The organism is Vibrio sp. McD22-P3 (assembly GCF_021568915.1).
Lineage (GTDB): Bacteria > Pseudomonadota > Gammaproteobacteria > Enterobacterales > Vibrionaceae > Vibrio > Vibrio mediterranei.
In genome coordinates, this window is the sequence record NZ_JAKGTN010000035.1 from 1 (window position 1) to 22,224 (window position 22,224).

General features: G+C 44.8%; 21 protein-coding genes. 9 read left to right on the forward strand and 12 right to left on the reverse strand.

Annotated elements, in window-relative coordinates; genetic code table 11:
- Positions 1 to 485 precede the first annotated feature (485 nt).
- From fre to trxA, 6 genes are all read right to left on the reverse strand, one after another.
- A complete protein-coding gene (gene fre / locus L2W36_RS25735) occupies positions 486 to 1,199 on the reverse strand; it encodes an NAD(P)H-flavin reductase (protein WP_062463593.1) in 714 nt (237 codons plus the stop codon).
- Between the two features lie 12 nt (positions 1,200 to 1,211).
- On the reverse strand, positions 1,212 to 1,484 hold the full coding sequence (locus tag L2W36_RS25740) for a 2Fe-2S iron-sulfur cluster-binding protein (RefSeq protein WP_006074569.1): 273 nt from the start codon (positions 1,482 to 1,484) through the stop codon (positions 1,212 to 1,214).
- Positions 1,481 to 3,346 (reverse strand): 4-hydroxy-3-polyprenylbenzoate decarboxylase, encoded by a 1,866-nt coding sequence (gene ubiD, locus L2W36_RS25745; RefSeq protein ID WP_062463590.1) that lies wholly within the window; start codon positions 3,344 to 3,346, stop codon positions 1,481 to 1,483. The genes L2W36_RS25740 and ubiD overlap by 4 nt, the downstream gene beginning before the upstream one ends.
- Positions 3,347 to 3,432: 86 nt before the next feature.
- Positions 3,433 to 4,431, reverse strand: coding sequence for a hypothetical protein (locus tag L2W36_RS25750; protein ID WP_236111943.1), 999 nt, complete (start codon positions 4,429 to 4,431; stop codon positions 3,433 to 3,435).
- Between the two features lie 119 nt (positions 4,432 to 4,550).
- On the reverse strand, positions 4,551 to 5,810 hold the full coding sequence (gene rho, locus L2W36_RS25755; RefSeq protein ID WP_006074575.1) for a transcription termination factor Rho: 1,260 nt from the start codon (positions 5,808 to 5,810) through the stop codon (positions 4,551 to 4,553).
- Between the two features lie 192 nt (positions 5,811 to 6,002).
- Positions 6,003 to 6,329: a thioredoxin TrxA gene (trxA, locus tag L2W36_RS25760; RefSeq protein WP_006074576.1), complete on the reverse strand. Its 327-nt coding sequence runs from the start codon at positions 6,327 to 6,329 to the stop codon at positions 6,003 to 6,005.
- 108 nt (positions 6,330 to 6,437) lie between these two features.
- Here trxA and rhlB point away from each other — a divergent pair, with 108 nt between their 5' ends.
- Positions 6,438 to 7,730 carry an ATP-dependent RNA helicase RhlB gene (gene rhlB / locus L2W36_RS25765; RefSeq protein ID WP_006074578.1) on the forward strand — a complete coding sequence of 431 codons (1,293 nt, stop codon included), beginning with the start codon at positions 6,438 to 6,440 and terminating at the stop codon, positions 7,728 to 7,730.
- A gap of 19 nt (positions 7,731 to 7,749) precedes the next feature.
- Entirely contained in the window at positions 7,750 to 9,246 is a 1,497-nt protein-coding gene (gppA, locus tag L2W36_RS25770) for a guanosine-5'-triphosphate,3'-diphosphate diphosphatase (RefSeq protein ID WP_006074579.1), read from the forward strand.
- 66 nt (positions 9,247 to 9,312) lie between these two features.
- Here gppA and L2W36_RS25775 read toward each other — a convergent pair whose 3' ends face one another.
- From L2W36_RS25775 to recQ, 3 genes are all read right to left on the reverse strand, one after another.
- Entirely contained in the window at positions 9,313 to 9,984 is a 672-nt protein-coding gene (locus L2W36_RS25775) for a 7-cyano-7-deazaguanine/7-aminomethyl-7-deazaguanine transporter (RefSeq protein WP_236111944.1), read from the reverse strand.
- 172 nt (positions 9,985 to 10,156) lie between these two features.
- Positions 10,157 to 10,459 carry a DUF3630 family protein gene (locus tag L2W36_RS25780; protein ID WP_031494152.1) on the reverse strand — a complete coding sequence of 101 codons (303 nt, stop codon included), beginning with the start codon at positions 10,457 to 10,459 and terminating at the stop codon, positions 10,157 to 10,159.
- Positions 10,452 to 12,287, reverse strand: a complete 1,836-nt coding sequence (gene recQ, locus L2W36_RS25785; RefSeq protein ID WP_006074583.1) for an ATP-dependent DNA helicase RecQ — start codon at positions 12,285 to 12,287, stop codon at positions 10,452 to 10,454. The genes L2W36_RS25780 and recQ overlap by 8 nt, the downstream gene beginning before the upstream one ends.
- 200 nt (positions 12,288 to 12,487) lie before the next feature.
- On the opposite strand from recQ, the gene rarD reads away from it, so the two are divergent.
- The 3 genes from rarD (at position 12,488) to L2W36_RS25800 (ending at position 14,948) form a co-directional block, all read left to right on the forward strand.
- The gene (rarD, locus tag L2W36_RS25790; RefSeq protein ID WP_236111945.1) at positions 12,488 to 13,399 is read left to right on the forward strand and encodes an EamA family transporter RarD; all 912 of its coding nucleotides are present in this window, start codon (positions 12,488 to 12,490) and stop codon (positions 13,397 to 13,399) included.
- Between the two features lie 85 nt (positions 13,400 to 13,484).
- Positions 13,485 to 14,276 (forward strand): AraC family transcriptional regulator, encoded by a 792-nt coding sequence (locus L2W36_RS25795; protein WP_236111946.1) that lies wholly within the window; start codon positions 13,485 to 13,487, stop codon positions 14,274 to 14,276.
- Between the two features lie 15 nt (positions 14,277 to 14,291).
- Positions 14,292 to 14,948: a LysE family translocator gene (locus tag L2W36_RS25800; protein ID WP_038224410.1), complete on the forward strand. Its 657-nt coding sequence runs from the start codon at positions 14,292 to 14,294 to the stop codon at positions 14,946 to 14,948.
- Positions 14,949 to 15,663: 715 nt separating this feature from the next.
- On the opposite strand, the gene uvrD is transcribed toward L2W36_RS25800, so the two are convergent.
- Complete coding sequence (gene uvrD / locus L2W36_RS25805) at positions 15,664 to 17,838, reverse strand: DNA helicase II (RefSeq protein WP_171393433.1); 2,175 nt, start codon at positions 17,836 to 17,838, stop codon at positions 15,664 to 15,666.
- Between the two features lie 256 nt (positions 17,839 to 18,094).
- Between uvrD and L2W36_RS25810 the strand changes: the two genes are divergently transcribed.
- The 4 genes from L2W36_RS25810 (at position 18,095) to L2W36_RS25825 (ending at position 20,607) form a co-directional block, all read left to right on the forward strand.
- Entirely contained in the window at positions 18,095 to 18,355 is a 261-nt protein-coding gene (locus L2W36_RS25810) for a BufA1 family periplasmic bufferin-type metallophore (RefSeq protein WP_006074592.1), read from the forward strand.
- A gap of 163 nt (positions 18,356 to 18,518) precedes the next feature.
- Positions 18,519 to 19,379 (forward strand): MNIO family bufferin maturase, encoded by an 861-nt coding sequence (gene bufB / locus L2W36_RS25815; protein WP_198558461.1) that lies wholly within the window; start codon positions 18,519 to 18,521, stop codon positions 19,377 to 19,379.
- A 2-nt stretch (positions 19,380 to 19,381) separates the two neighbouring features.
- Positions 19,382 to 20,158: an HvfC/BufC N-terminal domain-containing protein gene (locus L2W36_RS25820; protein WP_236111947.1), complete on the forward strand. Its 777-nt coding sequence runs from the start codon at positions 19,382 to 19,384 to the stop codon at positions 20,156 to 20,158.
- The gene (locus L2W36_RS25825) at positions 20,155 to 20,607 is read left to right on the forward strand and encodes a DoxX family protein (protein ID WP_124940443.1); all 453 of its coding nucleotides are present in this window, start codon (positions 20,155 to 20,157) and stop codon (positions 20,605 to 20,607) included. The genes L2W36_RS25820 and L2W36_RS25825 overlap by 4 nt, the downstream gene beginning before the upstream one ends.
- 61 nt (positions 20,608 to 20,668) lie before the next feature.
- Here L2W36_RS25825 and tsrA read toward each other — a convergent pair whose 3' ends face one another.
- Positions 20,669 to 20,953, reverse strand: coding sequence for an H-NS-like global regulator TsrA (gene tsrA / locus L2W36_RS25830; protein WP_006074597.1), 285 nt, complete (start codon positions 20,951 to 20,953; stop codon positions 20,669 to 20,671).
- A 91-nt stretch (positions 20,954 to 21,044) separates the two neighbouring features.
- Entirely contained in the window at positions 21,045 to 22,190 is a 1,146-nt protein-coding gene (locus tag L2W36_RS25835) for a multidrug effflux MFS transporter (protein ID WP_050798653.1), read from the reverse strand.
- Between the last annotated feature and the right edge of the window lie 34 nt (positions 22,191 to 22,224).

Genomic DNA, 22,224 nt, shown 5'->3' on the forward strand with positions numbered 1-22,224 from the left:
AATCTAAAGCTATTATCGTTCCAACAGAACGATAATGAATTGACTGTGCCAAGTCTTTCGACTTGATTGGTCACTCAGTTCATTGAAAACCTAATTTGAAACCGAAGTTTCTAATTTGATTATCATCAACGAGTGCCCACACAGATTGATAGGTTTATATTGTTAAAGAACAGTACTTCAATGGACTAAACTATTGTTTTTAAGCTTTTCAGCTTTCCGTTGAAGTGGGCGGCCATTTTAACTAGATAACTTGTCGTGTCAACCACTTTTTCAAATTATTTTCGTTAAGGCTTTTGCCCTTCCAGACCTTTCAGGCTCTTGCTTTGCTGCCTTCCCGTCTGGTGGTGCGCATTATAGGGAGTTCCTCTTTTGGCGCAACCCCTTTTTTAATATTTTTTGGAAAAAAAGCGCTTTTGCTGAAAATTGCATCATAAAAGCAAAAGGAGAGTATAAAAACTCTCCTTTTGGCCACAAAACTCTAACATTTAGATAAATGCGTAAGCATCACCAAACATATGATCAGACTTTGCTTGCTTGGATTGCGTGAACTGCTCACGAGCGGCACCAGCCATTTCAAATCGGCCTGCTATATAGATATCAAAATCCGCTAACGTCTCAAAATCTTCACTCACAGCTTGCAACACATTACCTTTTTTCCCAGACCACTCCACTGACGCATCTTCAATAACCGGAATGAACTGAATACGTTGATGCTGCTTAGCAATTTCCATCAGCTCTTTTTTGGCATAGAGCTGAGCTTCATCGCGACCGCCCCAGTAGAGGTGGATCGGCTGTTCGATATTTTGGCTGATGCAGTGATCAAGTATAGAGCGCACATAGCTAAACCCAGTACCGCCAGCAATCAATAGTATAGGTCGCTGGTTATCTTCACGAATCCAAGCTTCACCATGAGGTGCATCAATAGTGATGTCACCACCGTCTGCTAGTGCTTGTTTCATTGATTCGACGACTTCGATAGCGTAAGCATTATGCTCAGCCGCACCAATATGGAGTTCGATCTCGCCTTCGTGACGACAAGGGCTACTAGCAATAGAGAATGGGCGCTTATCTGCTTCTCCCATTACTACCATTAAATACTGACCAGCTTTAAAGCTCACTGGTTGCTCAGGGTGCAGCAAGATTTGATAGGTGTTTGCTGCTAAAGGCTCAATCGACTTTACTTTACATTTTACTGTCATGTTTTATCTCTTTTATTCGTCACTGAAAGTAATCACCAGATCGCTTTCAGCATAAGCAAGGCAAGAGAACATCCAACCTTGCTGTTTTTCTTTTTCAGTTAACATTGGCTCTAAGTCATAACTGACTTGTCCTGACTCTATTCGACATAAGCAAGAAGCACAGGCCCCGACTCGGCATCGATGTGGAAACGCGAGGTTTTGGTTGAGCGCTGCCTCTAAGATGGTTTCCCCATCACTCACCGTAAATTCAAGATTCTGAGGCTTTAGCCTTACATGCTTGGTCATAAGATATTAAGCTGATCCCAAATAGCGTCTATCTTCTCGACCAATTGCGGATCTTTCTTTATTGGAATACCCCACTCCCGCTCAACTTCTGTTTCCAGCTTGTTGGTGGCGTCTAATAGTGCTCGAGAACTCACATCGTTGGTCATGACAGTATCACGAGCAGGATCCATTCTTGTAGTAATTGCCCAGATTACGTCATTCCAGTCTCTAACATTGACGTCTTCATCACACGCTACCATAAACTTAACGTCAAAGTAGCAAGCAACCGATTCAGCAATACCCTTCATTACTTCCACGGCCTGACCTGCGCGTTGCTTATTTAATGTTAGTAACACCATACGACTTGTACCTGTTCCAGGCGCAACATACAAATCTATAACTTCAGGATACTGAGCAACTATATCGCTTTTCAATGCATTTTCATCAAATGCATGAGCGGTTTCGATGGTACCTGAAGGTCCAAACTTATTCTCACCAAGAGCAACTTCTGCATCCCACTTTATCGTCGCATCCAATCCCATCTTGGAACCAAGCCCAACCACCGGAGAGGCGAAATCCAACGAGTCAATGGGGGTGCTTTCAATCATCAACGTATCTCGACCTGGCAACATATGCTCATTCATGGCCTGAGTGACATCAGTCCAATTACGAGCGTTAACACTCTCATCGCACACAATGACAAACTTGGTATACATAAATTGTCGCAGGAATGACCACACTCCCATCATCACTCGTTTAGCATGACCGGGATATTGTTTCTTTATAGTCACCACTGCCATACGGTACGAGCAACCTTCCGGTGGAAGATAAAAATCTTCTATTTCAGGAAATTGCTTTTGTAAAATTGGCACAAAAACTTCATTAAGCGCCACACCCAATACAGCAGGCTCATCAGGTGGACGTCCAGTATACGTGCTGTGATAGATAGGACTCTGACGCATAGTAACGTGAGTAATGGTAAACACATGGTGTTTTTCTACTTCGTTGTAGTAACCCGTGTGATCACCATAAGGTCCCTCATCCGCAAACTCATTGGGGTCAATGTAGCCTTCAAGAACGATCTCTGCACTCGCTGGAACCTCTAAATCGTTACTAATGGATTTGACCACTTCGGTTTTTTCACCCCGTAATAAACCAGCAAACGCGTACTCTGACAACGTATCTGGTACAGGAGTTACCGCCCCTAAGATAGTGGCGGGGTCAGCACCAAAGGCAACCGAGACTGGAAAAGGTTTACCTGGATTGGTTTCCATCCAATCACGCAGGTCCAACGCTCCACCTCGGTGAGCAAGCCAGCGCATAATGATTTTATTCTTGGCAATCTTTTGTTGACGGTAAATGCCCAAGTTTTGTCGTTTCTTATTTGGCCCTTTGGTTACGGTCAGCCCCCAAGTGAGTAATGGCGCAACATCGTCTGGCCAGCAGCTCATTACTGGAATTTTATCAAGATCGACCTCTTCACCTTGCCAAACTATTTCTTGGCACTTTGCCTTGCGTAGTCTTTTAACTGGCATATTGAGGACTTGTTTAAAGACAGGAATCTTATCGATCGCATCTTTAAACCCTCTCGGTGGCTCAGGCTCTTTTAGGTAAGCCAATAACTTACCGACTTCACGAAGCTCCGAGACTTGCTGGCGCCCCATACCGATGGCTACTCGTTCAGAAGTACCAAACAAATTGGTTAGCACAGGAATATCATAGCCAATGGGGTTTTCAAACAATAATGCCGGACCACCCGCTCGCAATGTGCGATCACTGATCTCAGTCATTTCATAGTCTGGGTCGACAGGGTGAGAAATGCGTTTAAGTAGCCCTTGGCTTTCCAAGTGCTGAATAAAGTCTCGTAAATCCTTAAAATTCATAGGGGTAACATCGCCTTGAAAGATGCACGCATTATATACGCAAACCCACCTATGAGTGAAATTTGCGCTTCAAACAATGGACGATACTAGTTGGACAACGCCTGCAGAATTAAGCTAGCTTTCACTTGGCTATTTGACGAAGCGACATCTCTAACCCAACCACTATGACCATTTTGCGCTAATTGAGTGGCAACGAAACTGGCATCATCAACACTTGTCATACGGGCGACAAGAAAATTCTTTACGTTTTCAGGCAATGGATTAATGCTTGCCAATTCTGTAATGGCTTGTTGTTTTAAGCTAGGGTTGCGAGATGCTAACATGATCTGATGCATCGCAAATGGAGACTTCACTTGGGCCAAACGTTCAAGCTCAGCTTGGCTATGGTAGTCTGCACGCATTTTCCACAGCAGTTCATACAACTTTTCATCCTGATTGACCTGCGCCATACGCACCAATACTCGAGTTGAAGGTAGCCATTCTGTAATCGTTGCTTCAGTCAGTTGCTTGGTCAAATAGGCGTTGGCTTCTGGTGACAAACTATCAAACTCACGAACTAATAGATCTTCACGAATTTGTCTATCGTAATCCGTCCCTTCAGATAACCAGTCTCGCAAAACAAGCTCTTCTCGCTCGACTTGTAGTATGAACTCCAAAGTTTTTTGATCGCTATTCCAGCTTTTGATCAGACGCGCAGAGATGGCAGGATAATTAAAGGCGGGTATCGAAAACTCGTAACCATCGCCACGCTCCAGCATGGTATAGGTCGTAGGAAGAGATTTCTGACTTTTTACGAAAATCGCCATTTTAGGCGTCAAGATGATGCTGTGCTGCTCGATTTCTTGCAACAGCACATACCGAGCTACCTCTTGTTGAGGTAGAGCCAAACGATTGAGAGCAAACTTTAATCCGTCAATGTCGTCCTTCATCACCAGATCCATATATTCAGTGACTTTCTGCTGAACAATAGGATTGCTGATCCATTGATTGACTTCTTGTTGCGTCATCTCCTTCGACGCGAATGCTGGCTGCGACAACAACGCAGCAAATACTAGGAGAAGAGACGCTAACCATCCTTGTAGCATATTAACCTCCTGTTAACACTTTTGATATTGTGCGCTGGAAAGAGGTTAAGTGCAAACAAAAACGCCACCCATATTGGGTGACGTTTAAAATCTGAGATTTGCTGTCAGCTTAAAATGTATTACTGACGACGCATCGCATCAAAGAACTCATCGTTCGTCTTCGTCATTGCTAACTTATCAATGAGGAACTCCATTGCGTCTGTTTCGCCCATAGGATGAACAATCTTACGTAGAATCCACATTTTCTGTAGCTCATCCGACTTAGTCAGTAGCTCTTCGCGACGTGTGCCTGAACGGTTGAAATCGATCGCAGGGAAAACACGTTTTTCAGCAATCTTACGGTTTAGGTGCAGTTCCATGTTACCTGTACCTTTAAACTCTTCGTAGATAACTTCATCCATCTTAGAACCAGTATCAACCAGTGCCGTTGCGATGATAGTTAGGCTTCCGCCTTCTTCTACATTACGAGCCGCGCCGAAGAAACGCTTTGGACGATGCAATGCGTTAGCATCAACACCACCAGTAAGAACCTTACCAGAAGAAGGTACTACTGTGTTGTATGCACGCGCTAGACGAGTGATAGAGTCTAGTAGGATAACCACATCTTTCTTGTGTTCAACAAGACGCTTCGCTTTCTCAATCACCATCTCAGCAACTTGAACGTGACGAGATGCTGGCTCATCAAACGTCGATGCAACAACTTCACCTTTAACTAGGCGCTGCATCTCTGTTACTTCCTCTGGACGCTCATCGATAAGTAGAACCATCAATTCACATTCAGGGTGGTTGTGAGCGATGCTCTGAGCGATGTTCTGAAGCAACATTGTCTTACCCGCTTTTGGCGGAGCAACAATCAGACCACGCTGACCTTTACCAATTGGTGATGCAAGGTCAAGAACACGAGCGGTAATATCTTCTGTTGAACCGTTACCACGCTCCATTGTCATGCGCTCATTCGCATGTAGAGGTGTTAGGTTTTCAAATAGAATCTTATTACGTGCGTTATCAGGTTTGTCGTCATTAACCGTGTTAACTTTTAGCAGAGCAAAATAGCGCTCACCGTCTTTTGGTGGACGAATTTTACCAGCGATTGAGTCACCTGTGCGAAGGTTAAAACGACGAATCTGACTTGGAGAAACATAAATGTCGTCTGGACCCGCAAGGTACGAGCTGTCTGCGCTACGCAGGAAACCAAAACCGTCTTGAAGAATCTCTAAGACCCCGTCACCAAAGATATCTTCACCACTTTTCGCATGGGCTTTTAAGATGGCGAAAATGATGTCTTGCTTACGCAGACGAGCTAAATTTTCCAGACCAAGAGATTCGCCAAGTTTAACGAGCTCAGAAACAGGTCTGTTCTTCAATTCTGTTAAGTTCATTGTGGTGGATGTTTGTTTAGTCAAAATAGGATCTGTTTTGTTGTTAAGAAGGATTTGGTCTCAGGATCGACCAAGAAGTGAACACTTGTTTATTTAACGTGCGATAAATTATCACTAAAACTGAGTCTAGTCTAGCTTTGAAAAAAACAAAACCGTGTATTTGTTAAGATACACGGTTTTCGTTACTTTTCATTATAGATTCGCATCCAAGAACTCTTTAAGTTGAGTCTTTGATAGCGCACCAACTTTCGTTGCTGCTACGCCACCATCTTTGAAAAGAAGTAGCGTTGGGATACCGCGAATACCAAACTTAGGTGGAGTACCTGCGTTTTGGTCAATGTTAAGTTTACCGATAGTGAGTTTGCCTTCGTACTCATCTGCGATTTCATCGAGGATTGGGGCAATCATTTTACAAGGACCACACCACTCCGCCCAGAAGTCAACAAGAACCGGGCCTGCAGCGTTAATTACGTCAGTTTCAAAACCGTCATCCGTCAGCTGCAAAATCTTTTCACTCATCTTTCACTCCGATATTTTTTGTATTGATGAGATAATCACCAACAATTAGATCTCCTATTGGAATGTATTTACCTTCGTATTGCAAGCTTAAGCTGATATTCTATACCGATGAAAAAGACGCATATCACAGAGCAAAAGTTCGCCGAATTAGATTTGCAGCCGCAAATCATTGAAGGATTGGAAAAAAAAGGGTTCGAGTATTGTACCCCTATCCAAGCCTTGGCGTTGCCGGTACTGCTCGCCGGCCGAGATATTGCAGGACAGGCCCAAACCGGGACTGGAAAAACGCTTGCGTTTTTAACTGCTACTTTTAATCACCTACTAACAACGCCAGAACATGATGGCCGCAAGCCAAACCAACCGCGTGCGATTATCATGGCTCCGACTCGCGAACTTGCTATCCAGATCCAAAACGATGCCAAGCCGTTGATTGAGAGTACAGGGCTAAAGACTGCACTCGCCTACGGCGGCGACAGCTACGATAAGCAGCTGGCTAAACTCGAAGAAGGCGTCGATATCCTTATCGGTACCTGTGGTCGTATTATCGATTTCTACAAACAGCGTGTTTTCAACCTCAACAACATCCAAGCAGTGGTATTGGATGAAGCCGACCGCATGTTCGATCTTGGTTTCATTAAAGACATTCGCTTTTTGTTCCGTCGCATGCCTGAGCCAAAAGACCGTTTGAACATGCTGTTCTCTGCAACATTGTCTTATCGCGTTCAAGAACTGGCATTCGAACACATGCACAACCCTGAGCACGTCGTTGTCGAGCCAGAGCAAAAAACTGGTCACCGAATTAAAGAAGAGCTGTTCTACCCATCGAACAATGAAAAAATGGCTCTGCTACAGACACTCGTGGAAGAAGAGTGGCCAGACCGCGCTATCATCTTTGCTAACACTAAACACAAGTGTGAGAAAGTTTGGGGGCACCTAGCTGCCGACGGCCACCGTGTCGGCCTGCTGACTGGTGATGTTCCCCAGAAGAAACGTGAGAAAATCCTAGAGCAATTTACTCGTGGTGATGTCGATATTCTGGTTGCGACCGATGTGGCAGCTCGTGGTCTGCATATTCCTCAAGTAACTCACGTATTCAATTACGACTTGCCTGACGATTGTGAAGATTACGTTCACCGTATTGGCCGTACTGGCCGTGCTGGTGCAAGTGGTCACTCCATCAGCTTTGCTTGTGAAGAATACGCGATCAATTTGCCAGCAATTGAAGAGTACATTGAGCACCAAATCCCCGTCTCAGACTACGATTCCAGTGCACTACTTACAGAACTGCCTGCGCCACTAGTTCTGAAAAGCCGTAACTCAGGTCAGCGCCGTACCAACACTGGTGGCTCAAGACCGTCAAACAGAAAGCCTCAAAGAAGGCCAAGAGCGCAACGATCTTAACAGGAAGTAAGCAGTATTTATGAGTCTCGCAGTGAATTCTTCGCCACTCTACGCTGCCATTGATTTAGGCTCCAACAGTTTCCATATGTTGGTGGTTCGTCATATTGATGGCAGTGTTCAAACGATGGCTAAAATTAAACGGAAAGTTCGTTTAGCCGCTGGTCTAGATGCCGAGTTAGCGCTTAGCCAAGAAGCGATGCAACGCGGTTGGGAATGTTTAAGCCTCTTTGCGGAAAGGCTACAAGATATCCCGAAAGAAAATATTCGTATCGTTGGGACCGCGACTCTGAGAACCGCGACCAATGTGGATGTTTTCTTGGAGAAAGCCAATGACATTCTTGGTTATCCAATACAAGTCATCTGTGGTGAAGAAGAAGCTGCAACCATCTACAAAGGTGTCGCCCATACCTCGGGCGGGACTGGCCGTAGATTAGTGGTCGATATTGGTGGCGCAAGTACAGAGCTTATTATTGGTGAAGGCTTTGAGCCTAAAGCTCTCACCAGTCTAAAAATGGGCTGCGTGACTTGGCTTGAGCATTACTTCAAAGACCGCCAGCTTAATAAAGCTAACTTTGAACGTGCCATTGAAGGAGCTAAGCAAGCACTCGCACCGATTCTCGACAACTACCAGCGTATTGGTTGGGATGTTTGTGTTGGCGCTAGTGGTACCGTGCAAGCTCTACAAGAGATCATGCTGGCTCAAGGTATGGATGAAGTCATCACTCATGCCAAACTAAAGCGTCTTCAAAAACAAGCCATGCAAGCCGATCATTTGGAAGAGCTGGATATCGACGGCCTAACTCTAGAACGCGCACTAGTATTCCCTAGTGGTTTGTCTATTCTGATTGCCATCTTTGAACTGCTTAACATTGACTCTATGACGCTGGCCGGAGGCGCACTGCGCGAAGGCATGGTGTATGACATGGTCGAAGAGTTGCAACAAGATGACATCCGTGCTCGAACCATCAATAGCGTTCAATCGCGCTGTCAGTTAGATGTGGAATATGGCGAACAGGTCGCAACTACGGCTCTGCAACTGCTCAAAGATTGTGGTGGTGATACCTGGCTCGAGGAGCCACAAGCACCAGCTTTGCTTGAATGCGCATCCAAGCTTCATGAAATTGGTCTTACTCTCGATTTCAAAAAGGCTGGCGAACATAGTGCGTACTTACTAACCAACTTAGATTTGCCGGGTTTTACTCGTGCACAAAAACACCTGTTAGCAGAAGTTGTACGTCGTTATAAGGATCAGCTTAGTCCTTTGCCAGCGCAACATGCGCTGTCAAATAAAAGTGCCGAGCGTGTACTACGACTATTACGTTTAGCGGTAATTATCACTCATAGACGTAAACGAGAGTTACAGCCAAATATCTCAGTAGCATGCAAAGATAACCGACTTACCCTTTCGATAGATAAACTGTGGCTAGAGCAAAACCCATTGTCTGCTGCAGAATTGGAAATTGAATCGAACCGTCAGTCCGACATGGGCTGGCCGCTCGACATTCAAGCGCTATAACAGATCGTACGAAGATTAAAAAAAATCCCGAACATCAGGTTCGGGATTTTTTTATTTGTTTGCCGACTAGGCGTTCACACCGGTAACCGAAATATTCGGGTTTACTGCGGTTAACTTCTTCACTAAGAAGTTCAATAGCACACCATACATAGGCACAAATAAGCCAAGACTGATCACTAACTTAAAGCCGTAGTCGACTAAGGCGATTTCTGTCCAATGTTCAGCCATAAATGGATCTGGGCTCTGGTAAAATGCGATAGCAAAGAAGGCTAAGGTATCAAGCGCATTACCAAATAGTGTCGAACAGGTCGGTGCCACCCACCATTGCTTCATTTGACGTAAGCGGTTGAATACATGAACATCAAGAATCTGTCCTAATAGATATGCCATAAAACTTGCCGCCGCAATACGCGCGACAAACAAGTTAAACTCTCCCAGATGACTCAACCCTTGAAACTGACCTTCAAAGAACAGTACCGATAGCGCATATGACACCACCAACGCTGGCAACATAACTAGGAAAATGATTCTACGCGCTAACCCAGCACCGAAAATACGAACGGTCAAGTCGGTCGCTAAGAAGATAAAAGGAAAAGTAAAAGCGCCCCACGTGGTGTGGAAACCAAAAATAGTAAAGGGTAGCTGCACTAGATAATTACTGGATGCAATAATCACTAGGTGAAAGAGAACTAAAAATGTTAGGGCTTTGCGCTGTTGCGCAGGAGAAAACGGGCTCATATTGTACCTTTTTCGTTTTGCTTGGGGTTGAGGGAACCCAAGGTGAGGCACAGCCTCTGGTTACTAAAATTAAGTGTTTGTTGGCTACTTAAGTAGCGGCGGGCGATTATACATTAATCAATTTTAGGTGCAATAGTTCGATATAGAGCAAACGTTTACTGATGAAAATAGACTAGAATCCGCGTCGAAATATACTCGCAAGAAAATCAAATTCGTCTTTGCTACCAGTAACATCTAGCGCCTCAAACCACATGAGTTCACTGTAATGCTCGCCCTTTAATAACATTCGGCAGCCTTCAAAATCCACCAGCCACGTGTGAATATCCGCATCCCATTGTTTCTCAACCACAGTGGCAGATAACTGAGCAACTAAAGAACTGGCTATGGTATCAAAACTGTCAAAATCAAAGCTTGGTGTAACAAGCACCAACTTCCCTTCCGCCTCGATATAATCTCGCAAACCAAAATCAGCCATGTTGGGTCAAATGCTCCTGTATTAGATCAAGGAAAGGGTCAGCATACTTCTCTAATTTACGTTCACCAACGCCGTTCACTGCCAGCATTTCACCGTAAGAGGTAGGCAGTATTTCTGCCATATCAATCAGGGTTGCATCACTGAAGACGACATAAGGAGGTAAACCATCTTCGTCGGCAATCGACTTACGTAGCTTACGCAGTTTGGCAAACAGCTTCTTATCGTAATGCTTAGAAGCAAGTTTGTCAGATTTGGCACTTCGTGCAGCCGTATCCAGTCGAGGCACTGCCAACTCTAGGCTGTTTTCTCCACGTAACAGAGGGCGTGCCTCTTCGGTCAGCTGCAATGTCGAGTTTCGGGTGATATTTTGGCTAAGCAAACCTTTGTGTATTAGCTGCCTAAATATGCTTACCCAGTAATCATGACTATGATCACGTCCAATGCCATAAGTCGTCAGCTTGTCGTGTCCATGTTCACGAATACGAATGTTCGACATACCACGCAACACTTCAACCACATAGCTAATACCAAAGCTCTGGTTGACACGATAGACACAAGACAACGCTTTTTGCGCTTCTTGCGTCGCATCAAAATGTTTCGGAGGGTCGAGACATATATCGCAGTTGCCGCATGGCTTCTCACTATACTCACCGAAGTAATTCAACAGCACTTGGCGTCGGCATGTCTGCGCTTCAGCAAACGCATTCATGGCGTTGAGCTTATGACTTTCTACCTGCTTTTGTGGCCCTTCTTCTTTTTCATCCAACATACGGCGCAGCCAACCAATGTCGGCAGGGTCATAGAGCATCATTGCTTCTGCTGGCAATCCATCACGCCCCGCTCGCCCAGTTTCTTGGTAGTAAGACTCAATATTACGAGGTATATCAAAATGCGCGACGAAACGCACATTGGGTTTGTTAATCCCCATACCAAAGGCGACTGTCGCAACAACTACTTGAATATCATCACGTTGAAACGCGTCTTGGACATAGGCTCTTTCATCCATATCCATGCCAGCATGATAGCCTGCAGCACGCACATGGTTGGCGCACAGCTTCTCGGTCAACATCTCGACTTTCTTACGGCTGCCGCAATAGATGATGCCACTGCCTCCTTTATTCTCCCCTAAGAAGCGCACTATCTGAGAAACTGGCTTATGTTTCTCCACTAGCGTATAGCGGATATTAGGACGGTCAAAACTGCCAAGATATTCATGGGGATTATTGAGATTAAGACGGTGGATAATGTCTTTACGAGTTGCGTCATCTGCAGTGGCAGTCAGCGCCACCATAGGAACAAAAGGGAACCACTCCTTTAAACGGCCCAAGGCTGCATATTCTGGCCTAAAGTCATGTCCCCATTGAGAAATACAGTGCGCTTCATCGACCGCTATCATCGACAACTCAAGATGCTCTAGACGTTCAATGAAGTCGTGCATTAACACTCGTTCTGGCGATACGTAAATCAGCTTCAGTTGACCGTTGTTCATACGGCGGTAGATATCAATCAGGGTTTCTTTAGATTGGGTTGAGTTAATGCACTCAGCAGCAACGCCATCAGCCTTTAACTGATCCACTTGGTCTTTCATCAGCGAAATAAGTGGAGAGATCACCAGCGTAATACCACTGCGAACTAAGGCCGGAATCTGATAACACAGAGATTTACCACCACCCGTGGGCATAATGACTAGGCCATCATTGCCCTCAATGGCGCTATCGATAACTTCCTGCTGTCCGGGACGAAATTCTTGATAGCCGAACACCGATTCCAAAACAGACTGTGAACTTGGTTGAGATTCAGATTGTTCAGCAAGTAACACAGCGGTCATGCAATATCCCGAGAAAATGGTAGGTCGAAAACGCTACATTGTAGAGATGTTCCTATGGGAAAGAAACTCATAATCATGGCCAACACTAATAAAAAACGTCCGCTAAACGCGCAATAATTAGTCCAATGGATGACAACACGTTATACTCAAGACCTTTCCTCCCTTTATGGCCTTCATGGCCCGCTCTTGAGAAAATTTGCATGTCACTAGAAGAACAACAAAAAGCCAAACAAGGCGTACTATTAGCGATCGGTGCCTATACCATGTGGGGTATTGCCCCTATTTACTTCAAAGCGCTGTCTGAAGTATCGCCGCTAGAGATTTTAAGTCACCGTGTTATTTGGTCGTTCTTTTTATTGACTGCACTACTGCATTTAGGCCGTCGTTGGCGCAGTGTGAGAGACGTATTTCGTTCTAAAAAAAAGATGGGCTATTTGATCACAACCGCTTTGCTCGTCGGTGTGAATTGGCTGATTTTCATTTGGGCGGTAAATGCAAACCACATGCTTGACGCTAGCCTTGGTTATTACATCAACCCATTGATTAATGTGATTCTAGGGATGTTGTTCTTAGGAGAGCGACTAAGAAAGCTACAGTGGTTTGCGGTCGCTCTGGCAACCATCGGAGTACTGATTCAACTTATTGCCTTTGGCTCGGTACCTATTGTTGCCCTTGCGCTAGCGATGAGCTTTGGTTTGTATGGTTTATTAAGGAAGAAGGTCAGTTTGGATGCACAGACGGGACTGTTTATCGAGACCTTAGTCATGCTGCCAGCTGCCGCAATTTATGTGTTGTTCATTGCCAGCACCCCAACCTCAAACATGTTGGCAAATCCAGCCACACTAAACATACTGTTGATTTCTGCCGGTATTGTGACCACACTGCCTTTGTTGTGTTTCACGGGTGCAGCGACACGTCTGAAGCTATCGACACTCGGCTTTTTCCAGTACATCGGCCCTAGTTTGATGTTCTTGCTAGCCGTGCTGGTTTACGGTGAAGCGTTCACTTTAGACAAGGCACTGACGTTCGGCTTTATTTGGGGTGCACTGGTCGTGTTCAGTTTTGATGGCATTAAAACCAGCCGGACCAACAAAAGAATTAACGCTCAGTAATCCTATAGGGTGTCCGTTTTTTACAAGACGCCTTATGTCTCTGAACGATAAACTGACACCATTGGATTGATATTAGGAGGTTATTTTGCAGCAGATTAGTTACCTGTCTTCGCCAATCCCTGATATCAATTTAATCAGTGGTTGTTACAAAGAGTTTGCGTTTCAGAAACACTATCATCTCGATTATCATTTTGGTTTGATCGTCAATGGCCAACAGCAATTTCATTTAAAAGGTCAATGCTATACCAGTGGACCTGGAGACTTGGTATTGATGCCACCGGATGAATTGCACGATGGCCAAGCTCGCTTTGATGAAGGCTATGAAGTCAAAGTACTTGCTGTATCACCACACTGGTTATCACAACTCAAGCCCAGCAACCACCAAGGTCAATTGGGCTTTCACAGTCCAATTGTTCAAGAGCCAATGCTGTTTCGTGCCTTACTTAACACCCACTTAGCGTTGAGTGATGAAAACATCAGCGCTCTCGCGCGTGATTGTTTACCGCATGAAAGCTTTGAGCAACTGCTCAATAGGCACGCTAAACCTACTTGTGCTTATGTACAACCTATTGGTACTAAACAGCTAACGCAAGTTCGTGACTATGTGATGAGCCATCTTGACCAACCAATCCGTTTGGAGCAGTTGGCTAAATTGTGCGACCTCAGTGAAAGGCAATTCCAGCGCCTTTTTAAGCAAGCGACGGGCATGTCTCCACACGCTTGGTTAACTCGCCTTCGCTTGGAAAAAAGTATGGCGTTAGTTAAAGCTGGTCAGCCCTCCGCTCAAGTTGCATTGCAAACTGGCTTTTATGACCAAGCGCACTTTAGTAAGGCTTTTCGTAACGTCTACGGCATTTCACCTTCCCATATCAACTAACAAGCTATATCCAACATGAACGAAATCACAATCCTGATGACACTGGCAACAGTTCATTTCATTGCTCTCATGAGTCCTGGGCCCGACTTTGCTTTAGTGGTACAAAATGCCACGCGGTTTGGTCGTCAGACTGGCTTCTACATCGCTTTAGGCTTGTCATTTGGCATCTTATTGCACTCCATCTTAAGTTTAACTGGTGTGAGCTATGTTGTTCACCAACACCCAACACTGTTTGCCATGGTCCAAATCGCTGGTGGTAGCTATCTGCTCTATCTGGGAATCGGTGCATTACGCTCTGTTGTTTCACGCTGGGGATTGCGCCACCAGCCAGCGGAGTTAGCTAACGACCCGAGTTTATTACTATCGAGTCGACGACAAGCTTTCTCTCGAGGCTTTACAACCAATATCCTCAACCCTAAAGCCTTGGTGTTTTTTATTAGTTTGATGTCGACGTTGGTGCCATCTTCCATGTCAGTTCCAGGTAAGTTGATGGCGTTAGCCATTCTATGGTCATTATCTCTTGTGTGGTTCTCGTTTTTAGCCTGGGCACTTTCGACAAAACGTATGCAACGTAAGTTAGGATCCGCCTCAATCTACATTGATGCTTTGTGTGGATTGCTCTTTTCTGGCATTGGTTTGACGATCTTATTGCAGGTTCTGCTGTCGCTGTAAGAGCAGCTTACTCCATTCGACACTCTTCGTGTAAGAGATCTCTCACAAAGCGGTAGGTCATTATCGCTTTGTACTCCAAGACTTAGACCAAGATTAACAATAAGTTATTGATTTTAAATAATTGTCGATTTTTCTCATTGATAAGATACGGGACTTTTTCGCCTCAACGCGATTGCTCTAAAGCGAGTATCATTTAATATTAACCATGTCGGAAGGAATCTGACACGGAACAGGAAAAGCTCAGGGATTTGGGCATCTTCAGGAAGAAGATACGGTTATTCAGGATGAATGGTCGGCACGGAAAGCGAATTGGACATTGAATGGACGCAATAGTAACTAGGATGGTTACTATTAAGGAAAGACAATGGACACCTCTGGATGAGGCAAGGACTTAACATCAGGAAGATGTCAGGGACACCGCTCAGGGATCAAGTGAAGTGCGCTAACGAGGATTGTTAGCAGGTCAGGATAAGACCAATGGACACCGCTAGGAAGGCGACGAAAGGAATACGCTGAAGGAATACAGCACACTATCAAGGATTAGATGCATGGAGCACCTATAGTAGCCGGATTGCTGCGAGTAAGACCATAACCCCGCAGGGCGTAAGCCCTCGGGGTTTTTCTTTATCTGTATCCCAGGTTAGAACTGAACTCGTAAAGCACAAATAAAAAAAGCAGCCTGAGCTGCTTTTTTAGTATTTGGATCATGGGGAACCTAAAGCTGCTCAAGCTTCGCGTATTGAGTAACCAACCACTTAATCCCTTCGCCATTAAAGGCTACTTGAACTCGACTTTGCGGCCCACTACCTTCAAAGTTAATAATCGTTCCTTCGCCGAATTTCGGGTGCTTCACTCGCGCTCCCAAATTAAATCCGGTTTCATTGAAGTTGTTCTTCACCTCAGTTTGACTAAATCGCCCCGAGCTTGTTGGTCTGCTGACCTGTGCTTTCATCCGTACTTCTTGCAGACATGTTTCCGGCAGTTCACGAATAAATCGCGATGGCTTGTGGTATTTATCTTGACCGTACAGACGACGCATTTCTGCATAGGTTATAAAGAGTTTTTCCATCGCACGCGTCATACCTACGTAACACAAGCGGCGCTCTTCCTCTAACCTGCCCGCTTCTTCTGCTGACATCTGACTTGGGAACATGCCTTCCTCTACCCCAACCATAAATACCATTGGGAACTCTAACCCTTTAGCACTGTGGAGCGTCATTAATTGCACTGCATCATCAAACTCATCTGCCTGACCTTCACCCGCTTCGAGGGCGGCGTGGGTTAGGAATGCGGTCAGCAATGTCATATCTTCAGCCTCTTCCGGCTTTTCGAATTGACGAGTTGCGGTAACCAGTTCCTCCAAGTTTTCAATACGTGCTTTGGATTTCTCACCTTTTTCCTGCTCATACATCAAGAACAAACCTGAGGTTTTGATAACATGGTCGGTTTGCTCATGCAGTGCCGATTCAAAGGTATCGTCTTCTAATGCATTAATAAGTTCGATGAAACGCGATAACGCTCCTGCTGCGCGCCCAGCTAATACCTTCTCTTCCAGCAATGCATTACTCGCTTCCCATAATGTCGCACCGCGATCTCGCGCAGCGAAACGAATGGTATCCAGCGTTTTATCTCCAAGACCACGAGTTGGGGTATTTACGATACGTTCAAACGCCGCATCGTCATTGCGGTTGGCAATCAATCGTAGGTAACCAAGTGCATCTTTGATTTCTTGACGCTCGAAGAATCGCATACCACCGTAGATTCGATACGGCAGTTGAGCTTGAATAAGCGCTTCTTCTAAAACACGAGACTGGGCGTTATTTCGATATAGCATCGCGCAGTCCGTTAGACTACCGCCTGTTTCCTGCCACTCTTTGATTTTATTGACTGCAAAGCGCGCTTCATCTAACTCATTGTAAGCAGAGTAAACCGAGATTTTTTCGCCTTCATTACCGTCTGTCCACAGCTCTTTACCCATACGCTCTGTGTTATTAGCAATCAGTTCATTGGCCGCTTCTAGAATGGTCTTGGTTGAGCGATAGTTCTGCTCGAGACGAATGGTAGTAGCGCCCAAATATTCATCGAGGAATTTCTGGATGTTCTCGACTTTAGCGCCGCGCCAGCCATAAATAGATTGGTCATCATCACCAACAATCATTACCTTACAATCAGGGCCCGTCATCATTCGTAGCCAAGCATATTGAATGTTGTTGGTGTCTTGGAACTCATCCACCAAAATGTGTTTAAAGCGAGCTTGATAGTGCTCGCGAACAAATTTGTTGTCACGTAGTAGCTCATGAGCGCGCAGCAAGATTTCGGCAAAGTCCACCAGCCCTGCTCGGTCGCACGCTTCTTGATAGGCGGTATAGATTTGCAAATAGGTCTTCGTTACAGGATCTTGATAGCTATCAATGTGTTGAGGCCTCAAACCTTCATCTTTCTTACCATTGATCCACCATGCAGCCTGACGTGCTGGCCACTGTTTCTCATCTAGATTCTGAGCTTTTATCAATCGCTTCAGTAGGCGTTGCTGATCGTCAGAGTCTAGAATTTGAAAGTCTTCTGGCAGTTTCGCATCAAGATAATGAGCGCGCAGTATACGATGGCAAATACCATGGAAAGTACCATTCCACATCCCCGACGAACTGCCCATCATTAACTCTTCGATTCGCCCTCTCATCTCTGCAGCAGCTTTATTGGTGAAGGTCACTGACATGATGGAGAACGGAGAGGCATTTTCCACTGACATTAACCAAGCGATACGATGAACAAGTACGCGAGTTTTACCACTACCAGCACCAGCTAGCACCAACATATGCTCTAAAGGAGCTGCAACAGCTTCACGTTGTTTGTCATTAAGGCCGTCGAGAAGAAGAGATGGATCCATGATACTTAGCTACTGGTTATTTATACATATCGATTGATTATAACTCAAACAGTCTTCTGGTTTCAGAAAAATATCAGTTTTTTTATTTTGATTTAAATTCTTAAAAATCAACAAAATAAAATAATATTTAACACTTTTTTAAATATTTTGTGAATAAATTGAAAGATTTTCGAAGCCCTTCCTATCCTATTGAATAAGCAAGTCGCAACTAAGCGCTTGTGAAAAGAAACCACAAGGATCAAGTCTCGAGGAAGTTACTATGAAAACTACAAATCTAGCTATCACTGCTGCAGTTACCGGTCTAATCGCTCTAGGTGGCACTATGCTTACTGCCGCTCCAGCTCATGCTGCAGAAAAAGAGAAATGCTACGGCGTATCAAAAGCAGGTAAAAATGACTGTGCTACAAAAACAAGCTCATGTGCTGGTACAGCCAAAGAAGATAATCAAAAAGACGCGTTTGTCGTGGTACCAAAAGGGCTATGTGGCAAGCTTACAGGTGGTAGTACTGAATCTGCATAGTAAGCCCCCAAAGCCGAAAGCAATACTGCTTGCAGCTTAGCTTATTTGTAACTTTGTTTGTTCATCCATTTTCAAGTTACAAGCTACACGAAGGGGCGTCATAGAGCGCCCTTTCACTTTTCTACAGCTTACTCACAATACGCAACAGATCAGGGAGATCACAATGGATCGAAGTCAGGCATTTCAATTAGTCGGTGTGGGTCTACGTACACCTCACCTCGACTACTTCGAACACAATGCTAATCAAGTTGGTTGGTTAGAGATTCATAGTGAGAATTACTTCCAAACAAACAGCACGGAGTATCAGCAGTTATTGGCAATTCGAGAACAGGTAGAGATAAGCTGTCATGGTATTGGCTTGTCACTCGGCTCTACCAGTAAAGTCAACCAATCGCATTTACTGTCACTCCAACAATTAATCCGTGAAATCCAGCCGTTCGTTGTTTCCGATCATCTAAGTTGGAGTGAGCATGGTGGTCACTATTTCAATGACCTATTACCTCTGCCTTACACTGAAGAAGCACTGCAACTTTTTTGTCGTAATGTACAGCAGGTTCAAGACGCCATTCAACGCCCACTGTTAATAGAGAATCCGTCTAGTTATCTTCGTTTCAATCATTCGACGATTCCCGAGTGGGAATTTCTGGCGGAAGTACAGCGGCAAACAGATTGTCGTTTATTGCTCGATCTAAACAATGTGCACGTCTCCTGCTTCAACCATCAGTACGATACTAATCAGTACTTGGCGGCCATTGACCCTACTACTGTCGACGAAATTCATCTAGCCGGATTTACTCGTAAGCAATTAGAGCAAGGAGAGATTTGGATTGATACACACAGTGCCCGAGTGTCCGATGAAGTTTGGCAGATCTATAAAGACTGGAATCGTATTAATACACCAGTTCCAACCTTGATCGAATGGGATTTAGACATCCCTGCTCCGCAAGTGCTATTAGAAGAAGCCAATAAAGCCATCGACATTTTACTTGAAGTCCCCCTTACTCAAACGCTAAGGAGTGCATAACAATGACGCTTAACGAGCTCCAACAGCGATTCAGTCAGGCACTCCTCTATCAAAGCACCGGAGAGGACTGTGACATTTTATCCGATCATTTTACCGCGATTGATCGAATCCAGATCTACCGAAATAACTTTGTTGTTAGCTTATCTGAGGTACTAGCAGCTTGCTATCCGATAACACGCCAACTGGTTGGCGATGAATGTTTTGATTCGATGGCAAAGCACCATATTACTCAACATCCTCCGCGCTCCGGTAATGTTATGACTTATGGAGCCGGGTTTGCTGACTCTGTGAGCCAACTTGAAAACATCACGCTTGCTGTGCCATATCTGCTGGATGTGATGGCGATTGAATGGTCATTAGACGAACTGCAAAGAGCAGAAGACGTTACTTTAAAAGAAGGTCTGGAACCTATCGTCAATTTGGCGTCCGTGCCAGAAAGTCAACATTCAGACTTAGTGTTTCATGTGAAACCTTCTAGTCACTTAATCTACTCGAATTATGCCATCGGTAGTCTTTTCCAAGCAGTAAAAGACCATGAATTCGATAACCTAGACATTAACCAAGCCGAAACGCTACTCATGGTCAAACGAGGTTCTGCTCAACCAACGCTACACATTCTGAATAATCAACTTCAACAGCTATGGGTCGAGATAAGCCATGGCAATCCATTAAAGCGAATAAATCCCGCTCTACTATCTGAACTACCAAACTTGCTTACGTGGGACGTTGTAGCCGGGTTCACTCTATTCGACGAAAGCAATCCAAGGAGTATGGTATGAATACGAAAGTAACACACTGGCTCACGACTTATGACAACCTTATCGAAGCGCTACAACGCGGCTTTGTGCCCTTATTATTAGTGTTCTGTCGACTTTGGGTTTCATGGGTATTTTTTAATTCGGGACTCACCAAGATTGCTTCCTGGGACAGTACTCTCTACTTGTTTGAGTATGAGTATCACGTCCCTCTTATTCCTTGGGAGCTAGCGGCTTATATGGGAACAGCAGCAGAATTGGTGTTGCCTGTCTTCATGGTTCTCGGTTTGTTTACCCGCCCAATGGCAGCAATATTATTTGTGTTTAATATCATTGCGGTTGTTTCTTACCCGCTACTTTGGGAAAAAGGCTTTTATGATCATCAATTATGGGGACTAATGATCTTGATAGTTGTCGTTTGGGGACCGGGACCAATATCTGCAGATAAACTTATCCGCTCTAAATTCAATTAGCATTAATAAGAATGGAAAAAATAACCCCGCTTAGATAAGCGGGGTTATTTTGGGATGTGATTTATTTATTCGCCAGAAACTCTTTAAGTTCTTCTGCGGAAATACCTTGGTCAGAAAGTTCTTTCGCTAATAACTGAACTTGTTCACCTTTGCGAGACTCAATGACTCTCTGAAATTGATACACGATATCACGCAACATGTGGATTGGTACTTGTTTAGCGGCACTGCGGATGCGCTCTTCGCTCTGATTGCCTAATTCATTAAGCAATTTACCAAACATGATTTTTTCTGGAGACTCTTCCATCTGCTCGAGAATGCGAGCCATTTCGTAAGTTGTCAAAGACATTACTGCGTTTATCCAGTTAATAATTAATACGGTGTGTTTATTGCTAAATATACACCTGTTTCTTTAATTGGAAAACAAAATCGTTTTTTAATTAGCCGATTTTTACAGTTTGATGCCAACCTTTGCCAACTTTCGATCTTAGGATAAATAACGCAGGCAACACTAACCACATTTGCATTGCGATCATATAAGGCGCATCAAGACCCGCTCTTTGCATCGTCCCCACGAGTAATCCAGAGCCACTCATTTGAAACAGACCCAACAATGCTGCAGCTGTACCCGCTTTATCTCCAAATGGTGCCAACGCTTTTCCTGCGGAAGCTCCTAGAATCAACGCGAAGCCAATTGACGACATAATCACAGGAAGCATAAATGATGCAGGTGTTGCAAAACGTGCACCCCACGCCATTAACCCACCAGCAACTAATAGTGTGGTAATACCTAATTGTAGTGTTTTGTGAGTACCTATTTTATCCATAATCTTAGGCGCTAGCATACATGCCGCAATGTTAAAGACCGCATTCAAACCAAACCAGTAGGTAAACTCATTCATCGTTAGTCCCATCTTGTCCATCAAAACCACTGGGGCTGAGGTGACATAAGCTAAGATAACACCCATGGCTAATAAGCATAACGACGCATGGAAAACGAACGTCGGAGTTCGCAGTACATCGATGTAGCGCGACAGCGCAAAGTACTGCTGTCCTTCTTGTTTAGGGTTGGTCTCCCGCATGTTGAATAGCACTAAAACACCAACGAACAGCGCGAAGCCAGCCATAAAGCTAAAGTTAGCACGCCAGCCATATTGTTGGGTCAGGTAGCTGCCCAAGATCGGTGCTAACGCAGGAATAAAGCAGATAGCGCCATTAAGATAACTGATCACCTTGCCGCTTTTCTCTGGCCCATACATGTCGCGAACGGTTGCAAAGGCTGCCACAGATGTCGCGCACGCACCTAAGCCTTGCAGCAACCTAGCAGCAAGCATCCAATCAATTGATTGAGCCGCCCACGCCAAGCAAGCACTCAATCCATAGATAGCTATACCGCCGAGAGCAACCGTTCGACGTCCAAGTTTATCCGCAAGGGGACCTGCAAACACTTGTCCTACACCCATAGCAAATAGGAACCACGTAATCGTATCTTGCGCTAACGTATGCTCTACATCGAAAGCCGTAGAGATTTGTGTTAGCGCTGGAAGATAAATATCGATAGCCAGTGGGCTAAAGAATACCAGCATAACTAACGCTGCGATTTGGATTTTTGACGGTGCC

What these genes read in the sequence shown, in the direction of transcription:
- L2W36_RS25740 (WP_006074569.1), bottom strand. Translation starts at nt 1,484, where the DNA reads ATGACCAAGCATGTAAGGCTAAAGCCTCAGAATCTTGAATTTACGGTG.
- L2W36_RS25810 (WP_006074592.1), top strand. Translation starts at nt 18,095, where the DNA reads ATGAAAACTACAAATCTAGCTATCACTGCTGCAGTTACCGGTCTAATC.
- L2W36_RS25780 (WP_031494152.1), bottom strand. Translation starts at nt 10,459, where the DNA reads ATGGCTGATTTTGGTTTGCGAGATTATATCGAGGCGGAAGGGAAGTTG.
- ubiD (WP_062463590.1), bottom strand. Translation starts at nt 3,346, where the DNA reads ATGAATTTTAAGGATTTACGAGACTTTATTCAGCACTTGGAAAGCCAA.
- gppA (WP_006074579.1), top strand. Translation starts at nt 7,750, where the DNA reads ATGAGTCTCGCAGTGAATTCTTCGCCACTCTACGCTGCCATTGATTTA.
- tsrA (WP_006074597.1), bottom strand. Translation starts at nt 20,953, where the DNA reads ATGTCTTTGACAACTTACGAAATGGCTCGCATTCTCGAGCAGATGGAA.
- L2W36_RS25835 (WP_050798653.1), bottom strand. Translation starts at nt 22,190, where the DNA reads ATGCTGGTATTCTTTAGCCCACTGGCTATCGATATTTATCTTCCAGCG.
- rarD (WP_236111945.1), top strand. Translation starts at nt 12,488, where the DNA reads ATGTCACTAGAAGAACAACAAAAAGCCAAACAAGGCGTACTATTAGCG.
- rhlB (WP_006074578.1), top strand. Translation starts at nt 6,438, where the DNA reads ATGAAAAAGACGCATATCACAGAGCAAAAGTTCGCCGAATTAGATTTG.
- L2W36_RS25825 (WP_124940443.1), top strand. Translation starts at nt 20,155, where the DNA reads ATGAATACGAAAGTAACACACTGGCTCACGACTTATGACAACCTTATC.
- fre (WP_062463593.1), bottom strand. Translation starts at nt 1,199, where the DNA reads ATGACAGTAAAATGTAAAGTAAAGTCGATTGAGCCTTTAGCAGCAAAC.
- recQ (WP_006074583.1), bottom strand. Translation starts at nt 12,287, where the DNA reads ATGACCGCTGTGTTACTTGCTGAACAATCTGAATCTCAACCAAGTTCA.
- L2W36_RS25800 (WP_038224410.1), top strand. Translation starts at nt 14,292, where the DNA reads ATGAACGAAATCACAATCCTGATGACACTGGCAACAGTTCATTTCATT.
- bufB (WP_198558461.1), top strand. Translation starts at nt 18,519, where the DNA reads ATGGATCGAAGTCAGGCATTTCAATTAGTCGGTGTGGGTCTACGTACA.
- L2W36_RS25775 (WP_236111944.1), bottom strand. Translation starts at nt 9,984, where the DNA reads ATGAGCCCGTTTTCTCCTGCGCAACAGCGCAAAGCCCTAACATTTTTA.
- L2W36_RS25820 (WP_236111947.1), top strand. Translation starts at nt 19,382, where the DNA reads ATGACGCTTAACGAGCTCCAACAGCGATTCAGTCAGGCACTCCTCTAT.
- rho (WP_006074575.1), bottom strand. Translation starts at nt 5,810, where the DNA reads ATGAACTTAACAGAATTGAAGAACAGACCTGTTTCTGAGCTCGTTAAA.
- L2W36_RS25750 (WP_236111943.1), bottom strand. Translation starts at nt 4,431, where the DNA reads ATGCTACAAGGATGGTTAGCGTCTCTTCTCCTAGTATTTGCTGCGTTG.
- trxA (WP_006074576.1), bottom strand. Translation starts at nt 6,329, where the DNA reads ATGAGTGAAAAGATTTTGCAGCTGACGGATGACGGTTTTGAAACTGAC.